At 74.3% G+C, this 18,206-nt stretch carries 20 protein-coding genes; 17 read left to right on the top strand and 3 right to left on the bottom strand.

The features are described from left to right. Positions 1-60: 60 nt before the first annotated feature. From ACQFYA_RS11620 to ACQFYA_RS11605, 4 genes are read left to right on the top strand one after another with little or no spacing between them, the layout of a single operon-like run. Positions 61-1,083, top strand: coding sequence for a DctP family TRAP transporter solute-binding subunit (locus tag ACQFYA_RS11620; RefSeq protein ID WP_499124257.1), 1,023 nt, complete (start codon positions 61-63; stop codon positions 1,081-1,083). Then, positions 1,080-1,808, top strand: coding sequence for a phosphotriesterase family protein (locus ACQFYA_RS11615; protein ID WP_499124256.1), 729 nt, complete (start codon positions 1,080-1,082; stop codon positions 1,806-1,808). The genes ACQFYA_RS11620 and ACQFYA_RS11615 overlap by 4 nt, the downstream gene beginning before the upstream one ends. Next, a complete protein-coding gene (locus ACQFYA_RS11610) occupies positions 1,805-2,653 on the top strand; it encodes a shikimate dehydrogenase (RefSeq protein ID WP_499124254.1) in 849 nt (282 codons plus the stop codon). The genes ACQFYA_RS11615 and ACQFYA_RS11610 overlap by 4 nt, the downstream gene beginning before the upstream one ends. A 20-nt stretch (positions 2,654-2,673) precedes the next feature. Next, positions 2,674-4,503, top strand: coding sequence for a sugar phosphate isomerase/epimerase and 4-hydroxyphenylpyruvate domain-containing protein (locus ACQFYA_RS11605; protein WP_499124253.1), 1,830 nt, complete (start codon positions 2,674-2,676; stop codon positions 4,501-4,503). Positions 4,504-4,522: 19 nt separating this feature from the next. On the opposite strand, the gene ACQFYA_RS11600 is transcribed toward ACQFYA_RS11605, so the two are convergent. Next, positions 4,523-5,305 (bottom strand): GTP pyrophosphokinase, encoded by a 783-nt coding sequence (locus tag ACQFYA_RS11600; RefSeq protein ID WP_499124252.1) that lies wholly within the window; start codon positions 5,303-5,305, stop codon positions 4,523-4,525. A 297-nt stretch (positions 5,306-5,602) separates the two neighbouring features. Here ACQFYA_RS11600 and ACQFYA_RS11595 point away from each other — a divergent pair, with 297 nt between their 5' ends. The 4 genes from ACQFYA_RS11595 to ACQFYA_RS11580 all read left to right on the top strand — a co-directional run bounded on the left by ACQFYA_RS11595 (position 5,603) and on the right by ACQFYA_RS11580 (position 7,509). Continuing rightward, complete coding sequence (locus ACQFYA_RS11595) at positions 5,603-6,052, top strand: thioredoxin family protein (RefSeq protein ID WP_499124251.1); 450 nt, start codon at positions 5,603-5,605, stop codon at positions 6,050-6,052. Between the two features lie 69 nt (positions 6,053-6,121). After that, complete coding sequence (locus ACQFYA_RS11590; RefSeq protein WP_499124249.1) at positions 6,122-6,583, top strand: DUF4395 family protein; 462 nt, start codon at positions 6,122-6,124, stop codon at positions 6,581-6,583. Positions 6,584-6,641: 58 nt separating this feature from the next. Continuing rightward, the gene (locus tag ACQFYA_RS11585) at positions 6,642-7,160 is read left to right on the top strand and encodes a gamma carbonic anhydrase family protein (RefSeq protein ID WP_499124247.1); all 519 of its coding nucleotides are present in this window, start codon (positions 6,642-6,644) and stop codon (positions 7,158-7,160) included. A gap of 85 nt (positions 7,161-7,245) precedes the next feature. Continuing rightward, positions 7,246-7,509, top strand: a complete 264-nt coding sequence (locus ACQFYA_RS11580; RefSeq protein WP_499124245.1) for a hypothetical protein — start codon at positions 7,246-7,248, stop codon at positions 7,507-7,509. A gap of 45 nt (positions 7,510-7,554) precedes the next feature. Here the strand turns inward: ACQFYA_RS11580 and ACQFYA_RS11575 are convergent, their stop codons facing one another. Next, the gene (locus ACQFYA_RS11575) at positions 7,555-8,307 is read right to left on the bottom strand and encodes a GNAT family N-acetyltransferase (RefSeq protein ID WP_499124242.1); all 753 of its coding nucleotides are present in this window, start codon (positions 8,305-8,307) and stop codon (positions 7,555-7,557) included. A 254-nt stretch (positions 8,308-8,561) separates the two neighbouring features. Next, complete coding sequence (locus tag ACQFYA_RS11570; protein ID WP_499124241.1) at positions 8,562-9,113, bottom strand: DoxX family membrane protein; 552 nt, start codon at positions 9,111-9,113, stop codon at positions 8,562-8,564. A gap of 148 nt (positions 9,114-9,261) precedes the next feature. On the opposite strand from ACQFYA_RS11570, the gene ACQFYA_RS11565 reads away from it, so the two are divergent. From ACQFYA_RS11565 to ACQFYA_RS11525, 9 genes are all read left to right on the top strand, one after another. Beyond that, positions 9,262-9,696 carry a pyrophosphohydrolase domain-containing protein gene (locus tag ACQFYA_RS11565; protein WP_499124239.1) on the top strand — a complete coding sequence of 145 codons (435 nt, stop codon included), beginning with the start codon at positions 9,262-9,264 and terminating at the stop codon, positions 9,694-9,696. Beyond that, positions 9,697-10,137 (top strand): HIT family protein, encoded by a 441-nt coding sequence (locus ACQFYA_RS11560; protein WP_499124236.1) that lies wholly within the window; start codon positions 9,697-9,699, stop codon positions 10,135-10,137. Between the two features lie 167 nt (positions 10,138-10,304). Further along, entirely contained in the window at positions 10,305-11,354 is a 1,050-nt protein-coding gene (locus ACQFYA_RS11555) for a LacI family DNA-binding transcriptional regulator (RefSeq protein ID WP_499124235.1), read from the top strand. Then, positions 11,351-12,316 carry a carbohydrate ABC transporter permease gene (locus ACQFYA_RS11550; RefSeq protein WP_499124234.1) on the top strand — a complete coding sequence of 322 codons (966 nt, stop codon included), beginning with the start codon at positions 11,351-11,353 and terminating at the stop codon, positions 12,314-12,316. Before ACQFYA_RS11555 ends, ACQFYA_RS11550 begins: the two co-directional genes overlap by 4 nt. A 4-nt stretch (positions 12,317-12,320) precedes the next feature. Then, entirely contained in the window at positions 12,321-13,148 is an 828-nt protein-coding gene (locus ACQFYA_RS11545; RefSeq protein WP_499124232.1) for a carbohydrate ABC transporter permease, read from the top strand. Positions 13,149-13,226: 78 nt separating this feature from the next. Further along, complete coding sequence (locus tag ACQFYA_RS11540; protein ID WP_499124230.1) at positions 13,227-14,492, top strand: ABC transporter substrate-binding protein; 1,266 nt, start codon at positions 13,227-13,229, stop codon at positions 14,490-14,492. A 97-nt stretch (positions 14,493-14,589) separates the two neighbouring features. Next, on the top strand, positions 14,590-15,789 hold the full coding sequence (locus ACQFYA_RS11535; RefSeq protein WP_499124229.1) for an ADP-ribosylglycohydrolase family protein: 1,200 nt from the start codon (positions 14,590-14,592) through the stop codon (positions 15,787-15,789). Continuing rightward, entirely contained in the window at positions 15,786-17,174 is a 1,389-nt protein-coding gene (locus ACQFYA_RS11530; protein ID WP_499124227.1) for an ADP-ribosylglycohydrolase family protein, read from the top strand. The genes ACQFYA_RS11535 and ACQFYA_RS11530 overlap by 4 nt, the downstream gene beginning before the upstream one ends. Beyond that, positions 17,171-18,088: a ribokinase gene (locus ACQFYA_RS11525; protein ID WP_499124225.1), complete on the top strand. Its 918-nt coding sequence runs from the start codon at positions 17,171-17,173 to the stop codon at positions 18,086-18,088. Before ACQFYA_RS11530 ends, ACQFYA_RS11525 begins: the two co-directional genes overlap by 4 nt. Positions 18,089-18,206: the final 118 nt, after the last annotated feature.

Raw genomic sequence — 18,206 nt, 5'->3', positions numbered from 1 at the left:
ACCCAGGACCGTCAGACCTGCCGACGACGACGTCCGGCAGCGACCGAAAGGACACCTCCCATGAATCGCACCAAGCGCGCGGCCGTGGCCGTCGCCGCCGTCACGCTCCCCTGGGGCGCGCTCGCCGCATGCAGCGGAGGCGGGGGCGGCGACAGCCCTGCGGGCGGCGAGGACGTCACCCTGACGCTCGCCCACAGCTACACCGAGGACCAGCCCCAGCACACCTGCGGGGCCGAGGTCATCAAGAAGGAGGCCGAGGCGGCCGACGTGGGCCTCACGGTCGAGATCTACGGGGACAGCCAGCTCGGCGGCGACGCCGACCGGATCGCCTCCGTGCAGTCGGGAGACATCGACATCGACATCCAGGGGGCGTCCGCCCTCGCGGCCGTCTACGAGCCGGCGGGGGTCCTCGACGCCGCGTTCGGCTTCGACGACGCCGCCCACCTCGAGCGCTTCTTCACCGACGGCTCCGCCGACCAGCTGGTCCAGGACTTCAAGGAGGCGTCCGGCGGGGTCTCGATCCTGGGCGCCTGGTCCGCGGGCGCGAGGCAGTTCACGGCGAACACCCCGATCCGCGAGCCCGAGGACCTCTCCGGCCTGCGGATGCGGTTCCCGGGCTCCGGGCAGTACCTGCTCAACGCGAAGGCCCTCGGGGCCCAGGCCACGGAGGTCGCGTACGAGGAGCTGTACCTCGCGCTGCAGCAGGGCGTCGTCGACGGCCAGGAGAACCCCCTGACCAACATCGACGCGACCAACCTGGTGGAGGTGCAGGACGTCCTGAGCATGTCCGGGCACCAGCAGAACTCCAACCTCATCGTCACGGCGCCCACCTACGACGACCTGAGCGACGAGCAGCGCACGGCGCTGGACGACGCGGTCGCCTCGGCGGTGGAGCAGATGCCGGGCTGCGTGGAGAAGGCGGAGAAGGAGATCCTGGACCGCTGGACGACGGAGGACGCCGTCGAGATCGTCGACGACGTCGACCGCGAGGCGTTCGCGAAGCAGACGGACGACTGGTTCCGGGCGAACCTCGACGGCGACTCGCTGGCCGTCTACGAGGCCATGCGGGACTCGGCGTCATGACCGGGACGCCGGCCGCCGCGGCCGGCGTCGCCCCGGGCAGCGGCGGCGCCGCGGTCCCGACCTACCGGGGCGACGTCCCGGGCGCCGCGCTGGGCTGGACGCTGACGCACGAGCACGTCTTCGTGCGGGCGCCGGAGCTCGACGCCGAGTACCCCCACCCCGAGTGGGACGCCGACGCCGCCGTCGCGGCGGCGGTCCCTGCCCTCGACGACCTGTACGCGCTCGGCGTACGGACCCTGGTCGACCTGACGGTGCCCGGCCTCGGGCGCGACGTGCGGCTCGTGGGCCGGGTCGCCTCGCGCACGAGGCTCTACGTCGTCGCGGCCACCGGCTGGTACACCCACGACGCGCTGCCCCTCGCGCTGCGCGCCGCCGGCCCGGGCCGCCTCGTCGACGGGCCGGACCCGCTCGTCGTGACGCTCGGGATGGACCGGTTCGGGATGACCCACACGGGCGACGACGAGGCGAGGTTCGGGTTCCTCGCCGAGCTGCTGCGCCGGGGGTACGCGAGCCAGCTCGTCATGTCGCAGGACAGTGCGTGCTTCAGCCGCGTGACGCCGCCGTCGTGGCGCCGTGCCCACGCGCCGTCGTGGACCGTCGACCACCTGGCCCGCCACGTCGTCCCGCGGCTCGCGGACGCCGGGGTCGACCCGCGGGACGTCGAGACGATGACCGTCCACAACGCGCGGCGGATCCTGGCGGGCGAGGGGAGCGGGGGAGCATGAGCGACCGCTACCGGGTCGCGCTGATCGGCGACGGCATCGGGCCGTCCCTGTCCCCGGCGCTGCACATGGAGGAGGCGCGCCTGCTCGGTCTCGACTACGAGTACCGGATCGTCGACCTCGTCGACCGGCCCGACGCCGACCTCGCGGGCACGCTGCAGGCGCTGGAGGACGCCGGCTTCGACGCGGCGAACGTCACGCACCCGTACAAGCAGGCCGTCCTCGCGCACGTCGCGCACCTGAGCCCGACGGTCCGGCGGCTCGGCTCCGCCAACCTGGTGCTCTTCCGCCCCGAGGGGCCGACGGCGCACAACACGGACTGCTCGGGCTTCCGCGGCGCGCTCGAACGGTTCCTCGCCGGCCGGCAGGCCGGCCGCACGGTGCTCCAGGTCGGCGCGGGCGGCGCGGGCCTCGCGACCGCGGCCGGCCTGGTGGACATGGGCTTCGACCGCATCGTGGTGCACGACGTCTCGCCCGCCGCCGTCGGCGCGCTGCTCGGCCGGTTCGCCGACGCGGGCGGCGCCCGGGTGCGCGGCAGCGGCGGCTCGGCGGAGGCCTGGCTGCCCCGGGTCGACGGCGTCGTGCACGTCACGCCCGTGGGGATGGCCGCCCACCCGGGGGTCGCGTTCGACGTGGACCGGCTCGACCCCGAGGCCTGGGTGGCCGAGGTCGTGTACCGGCCCCTGGAGACCGAGCTCGTCCGGCGTGCCCGCGCGCGCGGGCACGCCACCCTCGACGGCGGCGCGATGGCCGTCGGCCAGGCGGTCGACAGCCTGCGCCTCATCACCGGGCTCGACCCCGACGAGTCCCGCATGCGCGCCCACTTCACCCGACTCGTCGCGACCTGACCCGGAACGGAGAACCAGACATGCGCACGTCGATCGCCACGGTGTGCCTCAGCGGGGGCCTCGAGGACAAGCTCTACGCCTGCGCCGAGGCGGGCTTCGACGGGGTGGAGGTCTTCGAGCCCGACCTGGTCGTCTGCGACCGCAGCCCCGAGGAGATCCGGGCGCTCGCGGACCGGCTGGGGCTGACCCTCGACCTCTACCAGCCGTTCCGGGACTTCGAGGGCGTCGCGGAGGAGCTGCTCGAGGACAACCTGCGCCGGGCGCGGGAGCGGTTCACCACGATGCAGCGGCTCGGCGTCGACCTGATGCTCGTGTGCAGCAACGTCGCGACCGCCAGCGTGGACTCCGACCGGGTGTCCGCCGACCAGCTCCGCCGCCTGGGCGACCTCGCGGCGGAGCACGGCGTGCGCATCGCGTTCGAGGCCCTGGCCTGGGGCCGCTACATCGACGACTACCGTCGATCATGGCGAGTGGTGGAGCGGGCGGACCACGACGCCGTCGGCGTCTGCCTCGACAGCTTCCACATCCTCTCCCGCGGGCACGACCCGGCGGGGATCGAGGAGATCCCCGGGGACAGGATCTTCTTCGTCCAGCTCGCGGACGCCCCCGCGCTCACGATGGACGTGCTGTCGTGGAGCAGGCACCACCGCCTGTTCCCGGGGGAGGGCGCGTGGGACCTCGGGCAGTTCGTGGTGCACGTCGCCCGCGCCGGCTACGCCGGCCCGCTGTCGTTGGAGGTGTTCAACGACGTCTTCCGGCAGGCCGACACCCGGAGGACCGCCGAGCACGCGCTGCGCTCGCTGGTGTGGCTCGAGGACCGTGCCGCGCGGCTCCCGGGCAGCCCGGCCACCCTGCGTCGCATCGCCGACCCGGACGTGCCGACCGGCTACGACTACGTGGAGGTCAAGGCCGAGGACACCGGCGAGGTCGAGGTGATGCTGGGGCAGCTCGGGATGACGTTCCGGGGACAGCACCGCACGAAGGCCGTGCGGCTGTGGTCGGCGGGCGACGCGCGGGTCGTCCTCAACGAGCAGCACGCGCGCGACCAGGAGCCGCGCCTGGCCGGGGTGGGGTTCGGGGTGGCGGACGCAGCGGTGGTGCGCGACCGCGCGCGGGCGCTGGCGGTGAGCCCGGCGACACGCCGCACCCAGGCCGGGGAGCTGGAGATGCCGGGCTTCGTCGCCCCCAGCGGGGTCGAGGTGTTCCTCAACGACCGCGACGTCGGCGACGAGCCGGCGTGGGTCGCCGAGTTCGAGCACGGCCGCCCGAGGACGCCGGGCGCGATCCGCGGGATCGACCACGTCAACGTGTCCCACGGCCGCGACGCCCACGACGAGGCCGTCCTGTTCTGCACCAGCGTGCTCGGGCTCCAGTCGCCCCCGGCGACGGAGGCCGCGGGCCCGCAGGGGCTGGTCCGCAGCCAGGTGATGCGCTCCGTGGACGGCCGGGTGCGGATGTCCTTGAACGTCGCCCCCGCCGGGGTGACCCACCCCGATCATGTCGCCCTGGCGTGCGACGACGTCGTCGCCGTGGCGCGGCGCGCGCGCGAGGGCGGGCTCGACCCGGTGCCGGTGCCGGACAACTACTACGACGACCTGCGTGCCCGGTTCGGCCTCGACGACGCGACGCTCGCCACGCTGCGCGAGCACCAGTTGCTCTTCGACCGGTCGGGCTCCGGGGAGCTCTGGCACTTCTACACGCCGCGGGTGGGGCGCCTGTGCTTCGAGGTCGTGCAGCGGGTGGGGGCGTACGACGCCTACGCGACCGACAACACCCCCGTGCTCCTCGCGGCGCAGGACCGGATGGACCGCGCCGGGGGCGCGCGCGGCGCCCCGGGGCCCTGGCGGTGACGGAGTCGCTTCAGCCGCTTCAGCCCTCGCGCGTGGTGCGGAGGACGTCGCCCTCCACCTTCGCGGCGGTCCAGAAGTTGCGGAGCATCTCCTCGGGGGAGAGCAGCGAGTCCCGCTGCTCGACCGGCTGGTCGGCGCCCGCGATGGCCGTCACCTCGTCGTGGATGCGCTCCATGGAGCTGTCGAGCGACGCGGCGACGTCCGCGGCGAGCTTGAGGGAGTCCGTGAGGTGGCGCGGCACGTCGCGCTCGTACTTGTAGTAGATCTTGTGCTCGAGGCTGGCCCAGAAGTCCATGGCGATGGTGCGCAGCTGGACCTCGACGATGACGTGCTCGACCCGGTCGGAGAGGTACACCGGCACCTGCAGGATGAGGTGCAGCGACTTGTACCCGTTGGGCTTGGGGTGCGCGATGTAGTCGCGCTCCTCCAGGACGGTGAGGTCGGCCTGGTGGGTGAGCATGTCCCGCACCTTGTAGATGTCGGAGACGAAGCTGCACGTGACGCGGATGCCGGCGACGTCGAACATCTGCTGGCGCACCCCGTCGGGCGTGAGCGGGATGCCCTTGCGCCGGCACTTGGCCACGATCGACTCGAGCGACTTGAGGCGCGAGCCCACGTGCTCCACGGGGTTGTAGTTCTGCATGTGCCGGAACTCGTCGCGCAGGATCGAGATCTTGGTCATGACCTCGTCGATCCCGAACTTGTAGGTCAGCACCAGCCGGCGCAGCTGGTCCACCAGCGCCCGGATCTCGGCGGCCTCGGGGGAGTGCTGCTCGTGGTCGTGCCCTGCGGTCTGGCTCACGACGTCCACGGTAGACGGGTTCCGCCCGCACCGTGCGTCCCCTGTCGTCCCGGAACGGCCTCGCGCCGGCCCTCGCCGCGCCGCGCGCGGCCGCCTCGACGACGGCGTCCAGGTCCGGCCGGGCGAGGAGGGGCGCAGGAGGAAGCCGTCCGCGGCTCCCGCCGCCCGCCAGTCGGCGATCGTCTCTGCGAGGCCGTCCGGGGTGTCCGACATGTGACATACCGGTCGACCGGATCGTGGGCGGCGAGGAGGATGTCCAGCGACCCGCACCCGATCCTGCGCCGACAAGGGGGAGCCGTGACCGCCCAGCCGTCCACCCAGCTCGTCGTCCTGGGCGCGCTCGTGCTGCTCACCGCCCTGGTGGGTCTGCTCTGGCGGGCACGCCAGGGCCGTGTGCGCACGGTCCCCGCCCGCCGGGCCCCCGCCGTCGACTGGGCGGCGAGCGGCGTCGGCCTGGGGGAGCGCGTGACCTTCGTGCAGCTGTCGGCCGCGGTGTGCGCGCCGTGTCGCGCCACGGCCCGCGTGCTGCGCGGCCTGGCCGAGCGCGAGGACGGCGTCGTGCACCACGAGCTGGACGTCGAGGAGCACCTGGACCTGGTGCGGCAGCTCGGCGTGCTCACGACCCCGACCGTCGTCGTGCTGGACGCGAGCGGGGCGCAGGCCGCCCGCAGCAGCGGGGGCATGTCGCCCGCCCAGGCGCGCCAGGCCCTGGCCGCGGCGCTCCCGGCGCCTCCCGGCGCAGCCTGAGGACGCGACGACCGCATTGCGCGGTCGCCCGCGCACCCGCACGACCCGAGCCACCCGCAGGAGGGGACGATGACCCGCGAGACCACCGCCACCCCGGCCCCGGTCGGCATCGACCCGCGCGGCCCGCGCGTGGGCGCCGCCATCACCGCGCTGCTGCTCGCGGTCGTCGTGCTGCTGGGGCCGTCGACGGCCGGCCTGGTGCTGCTCGCCGTCGTGGCCGCCGGGTTCCTGCAGGGCGCCGTGCGCGGTGCGCAGGGCACCGTGCAGGGCTGGGTGTTCCGCACCCTGGTGCGGCCGAGGATCGCCGAGCCCGCCGAGCTCGAGGACCCGCGCCCGCCGCGGTTCGCCCAGCTCGTCGGGCTGGTCGTGACCGGCGTCGGCGTCGCCCTCGGGGTCGCCGGCGTCGTGGTCGCCGTGCCCTGGGCGGCCGGGATCGCTTTCGTGGCCGCCGCGCTCAACGCGGCCGTCGGCCTGTGCCTCGGCTGCGAGCTCTACGTGCTGGGCGCACGCCTGCGCCCCTCCGCACGCTGACCGGCGACCCAGCCGTCCGCACGGGTCCCGGCGCCGGCAGCGGGTAGGGTTCCGGGCCATGGCGACGGTGCTCCCCTTCGACGGTCAGACTCCCGAGATCCACCCCACGGCGTGGATCGCCCCGACGGCGACGATCGTGGGCAACGTCCGCATCGGCCCCCGGGCGAGCGTCTTCTACGGCGCGGTGCTGCGCGGCGACATGGACGCGATCGAGCTCGGCGAGGGCTCCAACATCCAGGACAACTGCGTGGTGCACACGGACACCGGCGTGCCCGCGACGATCGGCGCCGGCGTGGGCGTGGGCCACGGGGCGATCATCCACGGCGCCACCGTGGGCGACGGCAGCCTGATCGGCATGGGCGCCACCCTGCTCAACCACGCCGTCGTCGGGGCGGGCGCGTTCGTGGCCGCGGGAGCCCTCGTGCGCGAGGGGCAGGAGATCCCCGCCGGGCACCTCGCCGTCGGCGTCCCCGCCAAGGACCGCGGCGAGCTCGACCCGGACGGCGCCGAGCGCGTGCGTCGCAACGCGATCGAGTACCAGGAGCTGGCCGAGCGGCACCGCCGCTCGATCGGCTGACGCGGACCGGAGCCGCGCGCCGTCCAGCATCCGAGAGGCCGGGCGGAAGCCTTGCGGGCGGCCGCGGGGATCGTCGGCTGCGCACATGACGACACCTCCCACGGGCACCCTGCCCACCCGCACGCTCGGCTCCGGCGCCCACGCCTTCACGGTCTCGGCCGCCGGCTTCGTGCCGTTCTTCCCGCTGGGCCGCGGGATCCTCACCGGCACCGTCGACCGGGTGACGGACCTCGCCGTCGACGTCCGCCGCCGCCATCCCGCGCGACGCCGTGCAGGGCGTGCGCCACCCGCAGCCCGACCTGCTGGAGGCGTGAACCCTACGCCGACGACGGCCGGGCCTCTGCCATGAATTCGCTGGTTGAGCCTGTCGAAACCTGACGAGCTTTCGACAGGCTCAACCGGCGGACGGGCCTCGCGGCGTCCGCACCGCGCCGAACGCGGTGCGGGTACGCAGCCGGAACCCGAGGTTCTCGTACAGCCGGATCGCGTTCGCGTTGTTCCCCGCCGCGTGGAGCATGGGGCGGGCGCCGCGTTCGCGGACGTGGTGCGCGACGTCGAGGACGAGGCGCGTGGCGAGCCCCTGGCCGCGGTGGTCGGGGTCGGTCGTCACGGCGCTGATCTCGGTCCAGCCCTCCGGCTGCAGGCGCTCCCCGGCCATCGCGACGAGCCGCCCCTCCCGACGGATGCCGACGTACCGGCCCATGAGGTAGGTGCGGGGCAGGAACGGGCCCGGCCGCGAGCGCTCGACGAGCGCGAGCATGTCGGGCACGTCGTCGGCGCCGAGCAGCACGGCCTCGTCGTCGGCGCGGGTGCGCAGCCGCGCGGTCTCGACGAGCTGCACCCCCTCGTGGAGGGCGACCCGCTCCCAGCCCGCGGGCAGCGCGACGTCGGCCGGCGGGCCGGGGAACTCGGCGCCGCGGCCGGCGACGTCGACGATCGCGTCCCACACGTCGGGGTCGTCCCACGACCGGACGGCGGCGAACGGCGACACGTCGACGGGGTAGCGCAGCACCAGGTCGTTGCCCTCGGCGAGGTGCGCGTGGGCACCCGTGAGGGACGACCAGCGGGGGTTGTCGAGGACGAGCTCCGACGGGTCCGCGGGGACGTCGGCGGGCGCGTCGGACGGGATGGTCGTGGTGGTGGTCATGGGGCCCTCCTGGTCAGCAGTCGCAGCCTAGGTGCTCGGGGCACCGGGACGAGCGCCGGTTCGCTCTCGGCGTCCTCGGCGAGAAGCCGATCGCCAGGGCGTCCGCCGCGAGGCGGCGGCCACGACGACGAGGTGGACGCCCGCGAAGACGCCACGGCGTCGCGGAGAGGTCTCACGGTCCGGACGCAGCGGAGCCCCCGGCCGAGGACGGTCGGGGGCTCCGGGTCGAGGCTCCGTGCACGGGCGCGGCATCCTCAGGGGGCGAGGCGCAGCCGGGCACCGAGCGCGGCGGCGGCCACCACGGCGGCGCCGGCGACGAGGACGACGTCCTTGAGCACGTACTGGCCCAGCAGGGTCATGCCGTGGCCGAAGAGCTCGTCGCCGAAGAGGGCGACGGGGGACAGGATGCCGACCATCGCGACGGCGAGGACGAGCAGCCCGACCCGCAGCAGCCGGCCGGACAGCAGCGTGAGGCCGATGAAGGTCTCCATGACGGCCACCGCGATCACGGCCGTGGCGCCGGGGACGAGCCCGAACGTCAGGGTCTCGACCGTGCGCGCGGCGATCTCCTCGGCCGGGCTGGCGCCGGGGAAGAACTTCAGCACGCCGAAGCCGAGGAAGACGAGGCCGAGCGCGACGCGCAGCGAGGGGATCGACCAGCGGGTGAGGAACCGCGCGAGCGCGGTGACGGCGACGTCGAGCCGCAGCGCGACCTGCTCGGCCAGGCCGTTCGGGACGGGCCGGGCGGAGGCGGTGGCGGTACTCGTGCTGGTGCTCGGGGCGGTGACGGACATGGTGGTGCTCACTTCCGAGGGACGGGACGCGAACCGGGGTGCTCGCCCTGGGAGAGAGGTGTCGTCGAGCCGCCGGATGCGCGGCGGCCCCGTTTTCGCCCGCTCCTCACCCGCGCCGTGCCTGGTCGACCGGCGGCCCGGGACGCCCTAGCGTTCGGGCATGGATCACGAGCCGATGCGGCGGGTCGCCGAGTTCCGGGAGCTGTTCGACGGCGAGGCCGACCCCCGACGCCCCGAGGTTCCGGAGCACCGCCGGAGCCTGCTGACCGAGGAGGCCGGTGAGGCCGCCGAGGCCCTCGCCGACCTCGCGACGGCGCTGCGCTCCGGCGACGACCCCGCAGCGGCGTACCGGGCGGTGGCGAAGGAGCTGGCCGACGTCCTCTACGTCACCTACGGCGCCGCGGACGCCCTGGGGATCGACCTGCCGGCGGTGTTCGTCGAGGTCCACCGGTCCAACCTGAGCAAGGTGGACGCGGACGGCCGTGTCCTGAAGCGGCCCGACGGCAAGGTGCTCAAGGGCCCCGGGTACCGGCCGCCGGACCTCGCGGGCCTCGTCGTCCCGCCCCCGGACGACGCACCGCGACGGAGGCGCTGAGTGCACACCCACGAACCCGCCGGCTACGACTGCCCGTTCTGCGACCTCCCAGCCGAGCGGGAGCCCGAGGTGGTGTACCGCGACGAGCGGGTTCTCGCGATGATCGCCCCCCGCTGGTGGCCGCGGAACCCGGGCCACGTGCTGATCATCCCCGTCGCCCACCACGAGAACCTGTACGACCTGCCCGCCGCCGACGGCCACGCGGTCTTCGACGTCACCCGGACGCTCGCCCGGGTCATGCGGACCGCCTACGACTGCGCGGGCGTCTCCACCCGCCAGCACAACGAGCCGGCCGGGAACCAGGACGTCTGGCACTTCCATCAGCACCTGTTCCCCCGGTACCCCGGCGACGACCTCTACGCCACGGTCCCGGAACCGGAGTGGCTCCCCGTCGAGCGCCGCCGCGCCTACGCGGAGCGGCTGCGGTCGGAGCTCGCCTGACCCGAGCAGACGCGTCGTCCCGGCGTCGTCCCGGCGTGTTCCGGGCGCCTTGACACGGGCACGACCGGGTGCGAGAGTGGCGCCATTCCGGAAACGTTTCCAACGACCTCCTCGAGACAGGGGTGGAAACGTTTCCAAACGCCGTCGACGATGAAGGTGGAGCGACAGTGACGTCATCACGCGCCACGTTGATCGAGGTGGCCCGGCACGCCGGGGTCTCCCTCGCATCGACGTCGCGGGCGCTGCACGGGACCGGGGCCAGCCCGGCCATGGTGGAGCGCGTGCGCGCCGCGGCCGACGAGCTCGGGTACAGCCCCGACGTGACCGGCCGGTCCCTGCGGATGAAGAAGACCTTCCAGGTCGCCTTCGCCGTCGCGGACATCGGCAACCCCGTCTACGTGGAGATGCTCACGGCCATCCACGAGGTGCTCGCTCCGCACGGGTACCGGGTGGTGGTCATGACGACGGGGGACACCGCCGACACCACGACCGACCTCGTGCGCAGCCTCGGCAGCGGCTTCGTCGACGGCCTGGTGATCAGCCCCCTCCGGACGGACGACGCGCTCGTCGCGGAGATCCGGCGGGCGCCCGTGCCCGTGGTCGTCATCGGGCGGCCGTTCGACGAGCAGCGCATCGATTCCGTGTCGACGGACTCCGCCGGCGGCATCGGCCAGGCCGTCGACCACCTGGTGCAGGCCGGACGGCGGCGCCTCGGGTTCCTCAACGGCCCGCTCGACACCACGCCGGGCGAGGCGCGCCAGCGCGGTTTCGACGCGGCGACCGGCGGCGCGGGCTTCCCGGCCGAGCGCGTCGCCGTCGAGGTCGCCGACGACTTCACCGTCGCGGCCGGCCTCCGCGCCGCCCGTGCGCTCCTGGCGCCGGCGGCGGACGGCTCGCGGCTCGACGCCGTCGTCGCGGCGAACGACCTGCTCGCCATCGGCGTCGTCCGCGCCGCCCGGGAGCTCGGGCTCGCCGTGCCCGGCGACGTCGCCGTCACCGGCATGGACGACACCGAGCTCGGCCGGGTCTTCGAGCCCAGCCTGACCAGCGTCTCCCTCGGGTCGGCCGAGCGCGGCGCCGCCGCGGCGCGCGTCATCCTCGCCCGCCTGGAGGACGACGAGGCGCCGGCGCAGCACGTCGCGATCGGCCCGCGCCTGCTCGTGCGGGAGTCCACGGCGCCGTCCCCGTCCGCCGCGACCGACGGGAGCGCCCGATGACCGCCACCACCCCGACGACCCCCACCGCCCCGGCCGCGGGCGGACCCGTCCGGCCCGTGCGCCGCCGCGGGGGCCTGGAGAAGGGGCGCCGCCGCGAGGCGGCCGCGCTCGTGATGCCGTCGCTGCTGCCGATCCTGGTGCTCAGCGTCGCGCCGCTCGTCATGGGCATCGCCCTGGCCTTCACCGACGCCCGCCTGGTGCGGCACCCGGACTACCAGTTCGTCGGCGTCGACAACTTCGTGCGGCTCGCCGACAACTCGTTCTTCTGGGACTCGTTCCGCATCGGCATGATCTGGGCCGTCTCGGTGACGGTGCTGCAGCTGGTGCTCGCCCTCGGCCTCGCGCAGCTGCTGAACTCCGGGCTCCGGCTGCAGGGGCTCACCCGCGTGCTGGCGCTCATCCCGTGGGCGATGCCGCCGGTCGTCGTGGCGATCATGTGGAAGATGATCTACTCGCCCAACGCGGGGCCGCTCAACGCGTTCCTCGGGTCGCTGGGCCTGCCGGACGACATCAACTGGCTCGCCGACTTCTCCACCGCGCTGCCCGCCGTCATCGTCGTCGGCGTCTGGGTGGGCATGCCGCAGACCACCGTCACGCTGCTCGCCGGGCTGCAGCAGATCCCCGGGGAGCTGCACGAGGCGGCGTCGATGGACGGGGCGGGCGCGTGGCGCCGGTTCACCGCGGTGACGTGGCCGAGCCTGCGGCCCATCATCGCGTCGATCACGTCCCTGAACTTCATCTGGAACTTCAACTCGTTCTCGCTGGTCTACGTCCTCACCGAGGGCGGGCCGGGCGGCCGCACCATGCTGCCGATGCTGTTCACCTACCTCGAGGCGTTCAAGAACCGCAACATCGGGTACGCCGCCGCCATGGGCGTGGTCCTCGTCGTGGTCGTCGTCCTCCTCCTCGCCGTCTACCTGCGGTCGCAGTTCAGCGACGACCGCGCCACCACGAAGGGCTGAGCCGATGCGCGTCCTCGTCCGCCCCGCCCAGTACGTGGCCCTCGCCGGCTACATCGTCTTCCTCGGCTTCCCGCTGCTGTGGCTGATCTCGGCGTCCGTGAAGTCCTCCGCCGAGCTCAACTCCCTCACGGTGAGCCTGCTCCCGTCACAGTGGCACTGGGAGAACTACGCCCAGGCGCTCGCCCGGCAGGGGCTGGTCAGCTCCGCCGCGAACAGCCTCGTGGTGGCGCTCGCGTCGACCTTCCTCGTGATCCTCATCGCGATGCCGGCGGCCTACGTGCTCGCCCGGCTCAAGGGCGCGATCCGGGTGGCCGGCGTCGGCTGGATCCTCGTGAGCCAGGTCTTCCCGGTGATCCTCATCATCCTTCCGCTGTTCCTCATCCTGCGGACCATGAACCTCACGGACAGCCTCGTGGGGCTCACCCTGGTGCACACCACGTACACGCTGCCGTTCGCGCTGTGGATGCTGCAGGGCTACGTCGCCGGCATCCCGGTCGAGCTCGAGGAGGCCGGCTCCATGGACGGCGCGAGCCGCCTGTCGGTGCTGCGCCGCATCGTGTTCCCCCTGCTCGCGCCCGGCATCGTCGCCACCGCGATGTTCAGCTTCGTGTCCTCGTGGAACGAGTTCTTCTTCGCCCTGGTCCTGCTCCAGTCGCCCGAGAACTACACGCTGCCGATCACGCTGACGTCGTTCATCGGCGGCGAGGGCAAGGTTGCGCTCGGCCCCCTCGCGGCAGGGTCGTTCCTCGCCGCGATCCCCAGCATCGTCTTCTTCTCGATCATGCAGAAGAAGCTCACCGGCGGCCTCATGGCCGGCGCCGTCAAGGGCTGACCACCGGCGCGACCCACCGACCAGCACCCACCCACCGGAACCACCCATCCGAAAGGCAGACCCATGAAGACTCGTGGAGTGTCCATCGCTGCATGCCTCACGGTCACCACCCTGCTCGTCGCCTCCTGCAGCGGCGGGGGCGGCGACGAGGGCGACGGCGGCCCCGTGACGCTGAAGTTCCAGTCCCTGTCCGACCAGCCGGCCGCCATCGAGGCGACCGAGAAGATCGTCGGGGAGTGGAACGACGCCCACCCCGACGTCCAGGTCGAGATCGTCCCCACCGGCTGGGACGGCGTCTACGACAAGCTCATCACGCAGTTCAACGGCGGCGCCGCGCCGGACATCATCCACTACGAGTCCGCGAGCATCGTCCCGTTCGCCCGCGACGGCTACCTCGCGGACCTGTCCGAGTACATGTCCGACGAGCGCCGGGCCGACATCCCCGAGGGCGTGCTCGACTCGGTCACGGTGGACGACCAGGTCATCGCGTACCCGACCGAGCTGCAGTCCTACATGGTCTTCGCGAACAAGAAGCTCCTCGACGACGCGGGGGTCGAGATCCCCACCGGCGACACCATGACGTGGGACCAGCTGCGCGAGATCGCGCAGGCCACCACGAAGGGCAAGACGTACGGGCTCGGCTGGGGCCTGTCGAGCCCGACCGCCGCGTTCATGACACTGGCGCCGGGGTTCGGCGGCCAGTACTTCTCCGGCACGGGCCAGGACGCGCAGATCACCGTCGGCGAGGGCGAGATGGCGCTGCCGGAGCTCGTCGACCAGATGGCGTACCAGGACAAGTCGATCCTCCCCGTCACCCTGACCCAGTCCGGGTCGGAGGCGATCGCGTCGTTCTACGCCGGCCAGACCGCGATGACCGTCCAGGGCTCCTACCAGGCGGCGAACATCGCCAAGGACGCGCCGAAGGACCTCGACTGGGTGGTGCTGCCGCCGCTCGCGGGGCCGGAGGGCGCCGGGCAGGCCGCGAACCCGCAGACCCTGTCGGTGAACATCGACTCCGAGCACGTCGAGGAGTCGGCCGAGTTCATCGAGTTCTTCACGGAGGCGGACAACCTGGCCGCCCTGAACGAGGCCGACGCCCTGATCCCGGCGACCACGTCGGCCCAGCAGCAGATGGCCGACAAGCTCGGCGACGAGAACGGGTGGGACACCATCCTGTCCTCGGGCCAGCACTTCGTCTCGGCGCCCTACCTGTTCGCCGACTCCTACGCGCAGTGGAAGGACACGGTGGCCACCCCGGCCTATCAGCGCTTCCTGGCGCAGGAGACCGACGCCGCCGGGCTGCAGTCGCAGCTCACCGACGGCTGGGACGAGATCACGCAGTGACCGTCGTGCGGGCGGCGCACCGCCGCCCGCACGGCCGCCCGCCCGCGGGCACCCGGGACGCGAGACACGCGCCCGGCAGGACGACGAGGGAGTGACCGTGACCTGGCTGGACGACCGATCGATGGCCGTGATCACCGGTGCGGCGGTGGGCGACGCGCTCGGCGGCGCCGTGGAGGGCTGGACGCCCGAGCAGATCGAGGAGCGGCACGGCGGCCGGGTGACCGGGATCGTCGGCCCCTGGTACCCGAACTGGCGCGACGCGCGCCCCATCGCGCCGTACCACAAGGGCGACGGGCACATCACCGACGACACCCTCATGACGCGGGCCGTCGTGGAGGTCTACGCCAAGCGCCGCGACCACCTCGACGCCTACGCGGTGGCGGAGGACCTGGTGCCCCTGATGATCGGGGAGCCGCGCTGGATCCCCGAGCTGGAGTCGACGGCGCTGCTGCTGCAGCGGGTGTTCCTCGCCGAGAAGTGGATGGTCGCGCGCCTGCACTACGGGCACGTGGACCCGCGCGAGGCCGGGGTCGGCAACGTCGTGAACTGCGGCGCCGCGATGTACGTGGCGCCCGTCGGTCTCGCGAACCCGGGCGACCCCCGCGGCGCGTACGCCGAGGCGATCGACCTCACCGGCGCGCACCAGTCGAGCTACGGGCGCGAGGCCGCGGGCGTCTTCGCGGCCATGGTCGCGGCGTCGGTGACGCCCGGCGCGACGCTCGACGACGTCGTGCACGCGGCCCTCGATGTCGCGCACGACGGCACGGCGGACGCCTTGCACGCGATGGTCGAGGCGTTCGACGGCTGGACCACGGCGCCCACCACGGACGCGGAGGAGCGAGAGCTCGGCCGCCTGGTGCGCGACACGGTGGCCCCGTTCGACTCCGTCGGCCCGGCGTACCGGCAGATGTCGATGGACGCGCGCCGCCCCTCGCGGACCAAGTCGATCGAGGAGCTCCCGGCGGCGCTCGGGATGCTGCTCGGGCACCGCGGCGACTACCGCGGCGCCGTGCTCGCGGCCGTGAACTACGGGCGCGATGCCGACTCGATCGCCGTCATGGCGGGCGCGGTCGCGGCCGGGCTCGGCGGCAGCGGCGTGGTCCCCACCGAGTGGCTGGACGAGATCGAGGAGGCGAGCCGGATGGACGTCCGCGAGACCGGTCGGCTCATGGCCTCCGCCGCCGCGGACATCGTCCGCGCGGACGCCGAGCGGGCGCGCGCCCGCCTCGCCGCCGTGGACGCGCTCGACGGCGCGCTGCCGGCGGCCGGGCGCGACACGGTGGGGGAGCCCGCGTGAGGCTGACCTGGGCGCAGCCGGAGGACCTGCTCGCGCACGAGCTCGTGCAGTCCGCCGCCGAGGGCAAGGAGACCGCGGACGTCCGCGAGCGCTGGGCGGCCGCCGGGGGAGATCCGGAGCCCGCGGTGAGCGGCGCCGGGCCCGTGCCCGCGACGCCGGAGCTGCGCGCCCTCGCCCGGACCCTGCTCGACGAGCTCGACGCCCGGCCGGCCGCCGCGGCGCCGCAGGAGCCGGACGACTGGGACGCGATCGTCGCGCTGCTGCCGCCCGCGCCCCGGCTGCCGCGCCCGGGGGCCGGCCTCGACGACCGCCTGCTCGGCGCCTGGACGGGGCGGGCCGCCGGGTGCCTGCTCGGCAAGCCCGTCGAGAAGATCCCGCGCGCGGGCATCGAGGAGATCCTGCGGTCCACGGGCCGCTGGCCCCTGGACCGGTGGTTCACCGCCGTCGGGCTGCCCGACGACGTCGCCGCCCGCTGGCCCTGGAACCGCCGCTCCGCCCCGACCTCCCTCGAGGAGAACATCGACGGGATGCCGGAGGACGACGACCTCAACTACCCGATCCTCGCCCTGGAGCTGCTCGAGGCGCGCGGGCGGGGGTTCACCACCGACGACGTCGCCCAGCTCTGGCTCGACCTCATGCCCGCCGGGCGCTCGTTCACGGCCGAGCGCGCCGCGTACCGCAACATCCTCGACGCGCGTCCCGTGCCGGAGACCGCCACCCACCACAACCCGTTCCGCGAGTGGATCGGCGCCCTCATCCGCACCGACCTGCTCGGCTGGGTCAGCCCCGGGGACGTGCGCGCGGCCGCGCGCCTCGCGTGGACCGACGCCCGGCTGAGCCACACCCGCAACGGGGTGTACGGGGCGATGTGGGCCGCCGCCCTCGCGGCCGCGGCCCTCGTGTGCGACGGCGTCGAGGACGTCCTCGACGCCGGCGACGCGGTCGTGCCGCCGGGCAGCCGCCTCGCGGGCGCCGTGCGCCTCGGCCGGGAGCTGGGCGCTGCGTCCGACGGCTCCGAGCCCGCCGTGCGCGCCGACCTCGACCGCCTCCACTCCGCTTACGGGGACCTGCACTGGGTGCACGTGCTGCACAACGCCGCCGTGATCGCGTACGCGCTCGCGGCGGGGCGCGGCGACTTCGGCGCGAGCGTGTCGATCGCCGTCACCGCCGGCTGGGACACCGACTCCGCGGCCGCCACGGTCGGCGGCGTCGTCGGCGCGCTGCGCGGCGCGGGTGGCCTCGGTGCGCGGTGGGTGACGCCCCTCGACGGGCGGATCGCCACGTCGCTGCCCGGCGGCGAGCGCAGCATCGCCGACCTCGCGGCGCGGACGGCGGCGCTCGCCCGCGCGAGTGCGGCCGGCACCGACGAGGGAGGCCGGGCGTGAGCGCGGGCGGACGGGTGGTCGTGGTCGGCTCGGCCAACGTGGACCTCGTCGTCGACGTGCCGCGCCACCCCGGCGGCGGCGAGACGATCCTGGGCGGCGACCTGCGCCGGAGCCCCGGCGGCAAGGGCGCCAACCAGGCCGCCGGCGCGGCGCGGGCCGGGGGAGCGCACACCTCCTTCGTCGGCGCCGTGGGCCGTGACGAGTCGGCGGACCTGCTGTTCGCATCACTGCGCCGCGCCGGCGTGCGCACCGACCTGGTCTGGCGCCTCGACGTCCCCACCGGCACGGCGCTCATCACGGTCTCCCCGGACGGCGAGAACGCGATCGTCGTCGCGCCGGGGGCGAACTCGCACGTCGTGGTCCAGGAGCCGCAGGCGCGGCGCATCGCCGAGGCCGACGTCGTGCTCGCCCAGCTGGAGGTCCCGCTCGACGCCGTCCTCGCGGCCGCGGCGGCGCGGCGACCCGGGACGCCGCTGGTGCTCAACGCGGCGCCGTCGCGCCCCCTGCCGGACGCGGTGTGGGACGTCGTCGACGTGCTCGTGGTGAACGAGCACGAGGCCGCGGACCTGACCGAGGACCTCGCCGGGACGGACCCCGAGGCGCTCGCGGACGCGCTGCTCGGGCGCGTCCCGGCGGTCGTCGTCACGCTCGGCGCCGAGGGCAGCCTGGTGGCGCGCCGCGGCGAGCCGGTGGTGCGCGTGCCCGCGCACGCCGTCGAGGCCGTCGACACCACCGGCGCCGGGGACACCTACTGCGGGGTCCTCGCCGCGGCCCTCGCGCGCGGCGAGTCCCTGCCCGAGGCCGCGCGCCTCGCGGCGGCCGCGGGCGCGCTCGCGGTGACGCGGCGCGGGGCGCAGGACGCCGTGCCCGGGGCCACGGAGGTCGCCGCGCTCGCGGCGGCCGGCCCGGGCTGAGCACGCACGAGCACGCCACGAGCCCATGCCCTTGGCACACCCTGAGCGCCCGATCCCACCCCCGCGCACCCGCTGCCGCCCGACCCGCGACACCTGTGAGAGAGCAGCTGAGAGAGCA

It is taken from the genome of Promicromonospora sp. Marseille-Q5078 (genome assembly GCF_050315395.1).
Taxonomy (GTDB): domain Bacteria; phylum Actinomycetota; class Actinomycetes; order Actinomycetales; family Cellulomonadaceae; genus Isoptericola.
The sequence above is the reverse complement of the archived record's forward strand: the minus strand, read 5'-3'. Positions and strand labels throughout refer to the sequence as shown.

Coding starts and splice junctions, on each gene's coding strand:
- ACQFYA_RS11620 (WP_499124257.1), top strand. CDS start 61: ATGAATCGCACCAAGCGCGCGGCCGTGGCCGTCGCCGCCGTCACGCTC.
- ACQFYA_RS11615 (WP_499124256.1), top strand. CDS start 1,080: ATGACCGGGACGCCGGCCGCCGCGGCCGGCGTCGCCCCGGGCAGCGGC.
- ACQFYA_RS11610 (WP_499124254.1), top strand. CDS start 1,805: ATGAGCGACCGCTACCGGGTCGCGCTGATCGGCGACGGCATCGGGCCG.
- ACQFYA_RS11605 (WP_499124253.1), top strand. CDS start 2,674: ATGCGCACGTCGATCGCCACGGTGTGCCTCAGCGGGGGCCTCGAGGAC.
- ACQFYA_RS11590 (WP_499124249.1), top strand. CDS start 6,122: ATGACCCGCGAGACCACCGCCACCCCGGCCCCGGTCGGCATCGACCCG.
- ACQFYA_RS11585 (WP_499124247.1), top strand. CDS start 6,642: ATGGCGACGGTGCTCCCCTTCGACGGTCAGACTCCCGAGATCCACCCC.
- ACQFYA_RS11580 (WP_499124245.1), top strand. CDS start 7,246: ATGACGACACCTCCCACGGGCACCCTGCCCACCCGCACGCTCGGCTCC.
- ACQFYA_RS11575 (WP_499124242.1), bottom strand. CDS start 8,307: ATGACCACCACCACGACCATCCCGTCCGACGCGCCCGCCGACGTCCCC.
- ACQFYA_RS11565 (WP_499124239.1), top strand. CDS start 9,262: ATGGATCACGAGCCGATGCGGCGGGTCGCCGAGTTCCGGGAGCTGTTC.
- ACQFYA_RS11550 (WP_499124234.1), top strand. CDS start 11,351: ATGACCGCCACCACCCCGACGACCCCCACCGCCCCGGCCGCGGGCGGA.
- ACQFYA_RS11545 (WP_499124232.1), top strand. CDS start 12,321: ATGCGCGTCCTCGTCCGCCCCGCCCAGTACGTGGCCCTCGCCGGCTAC.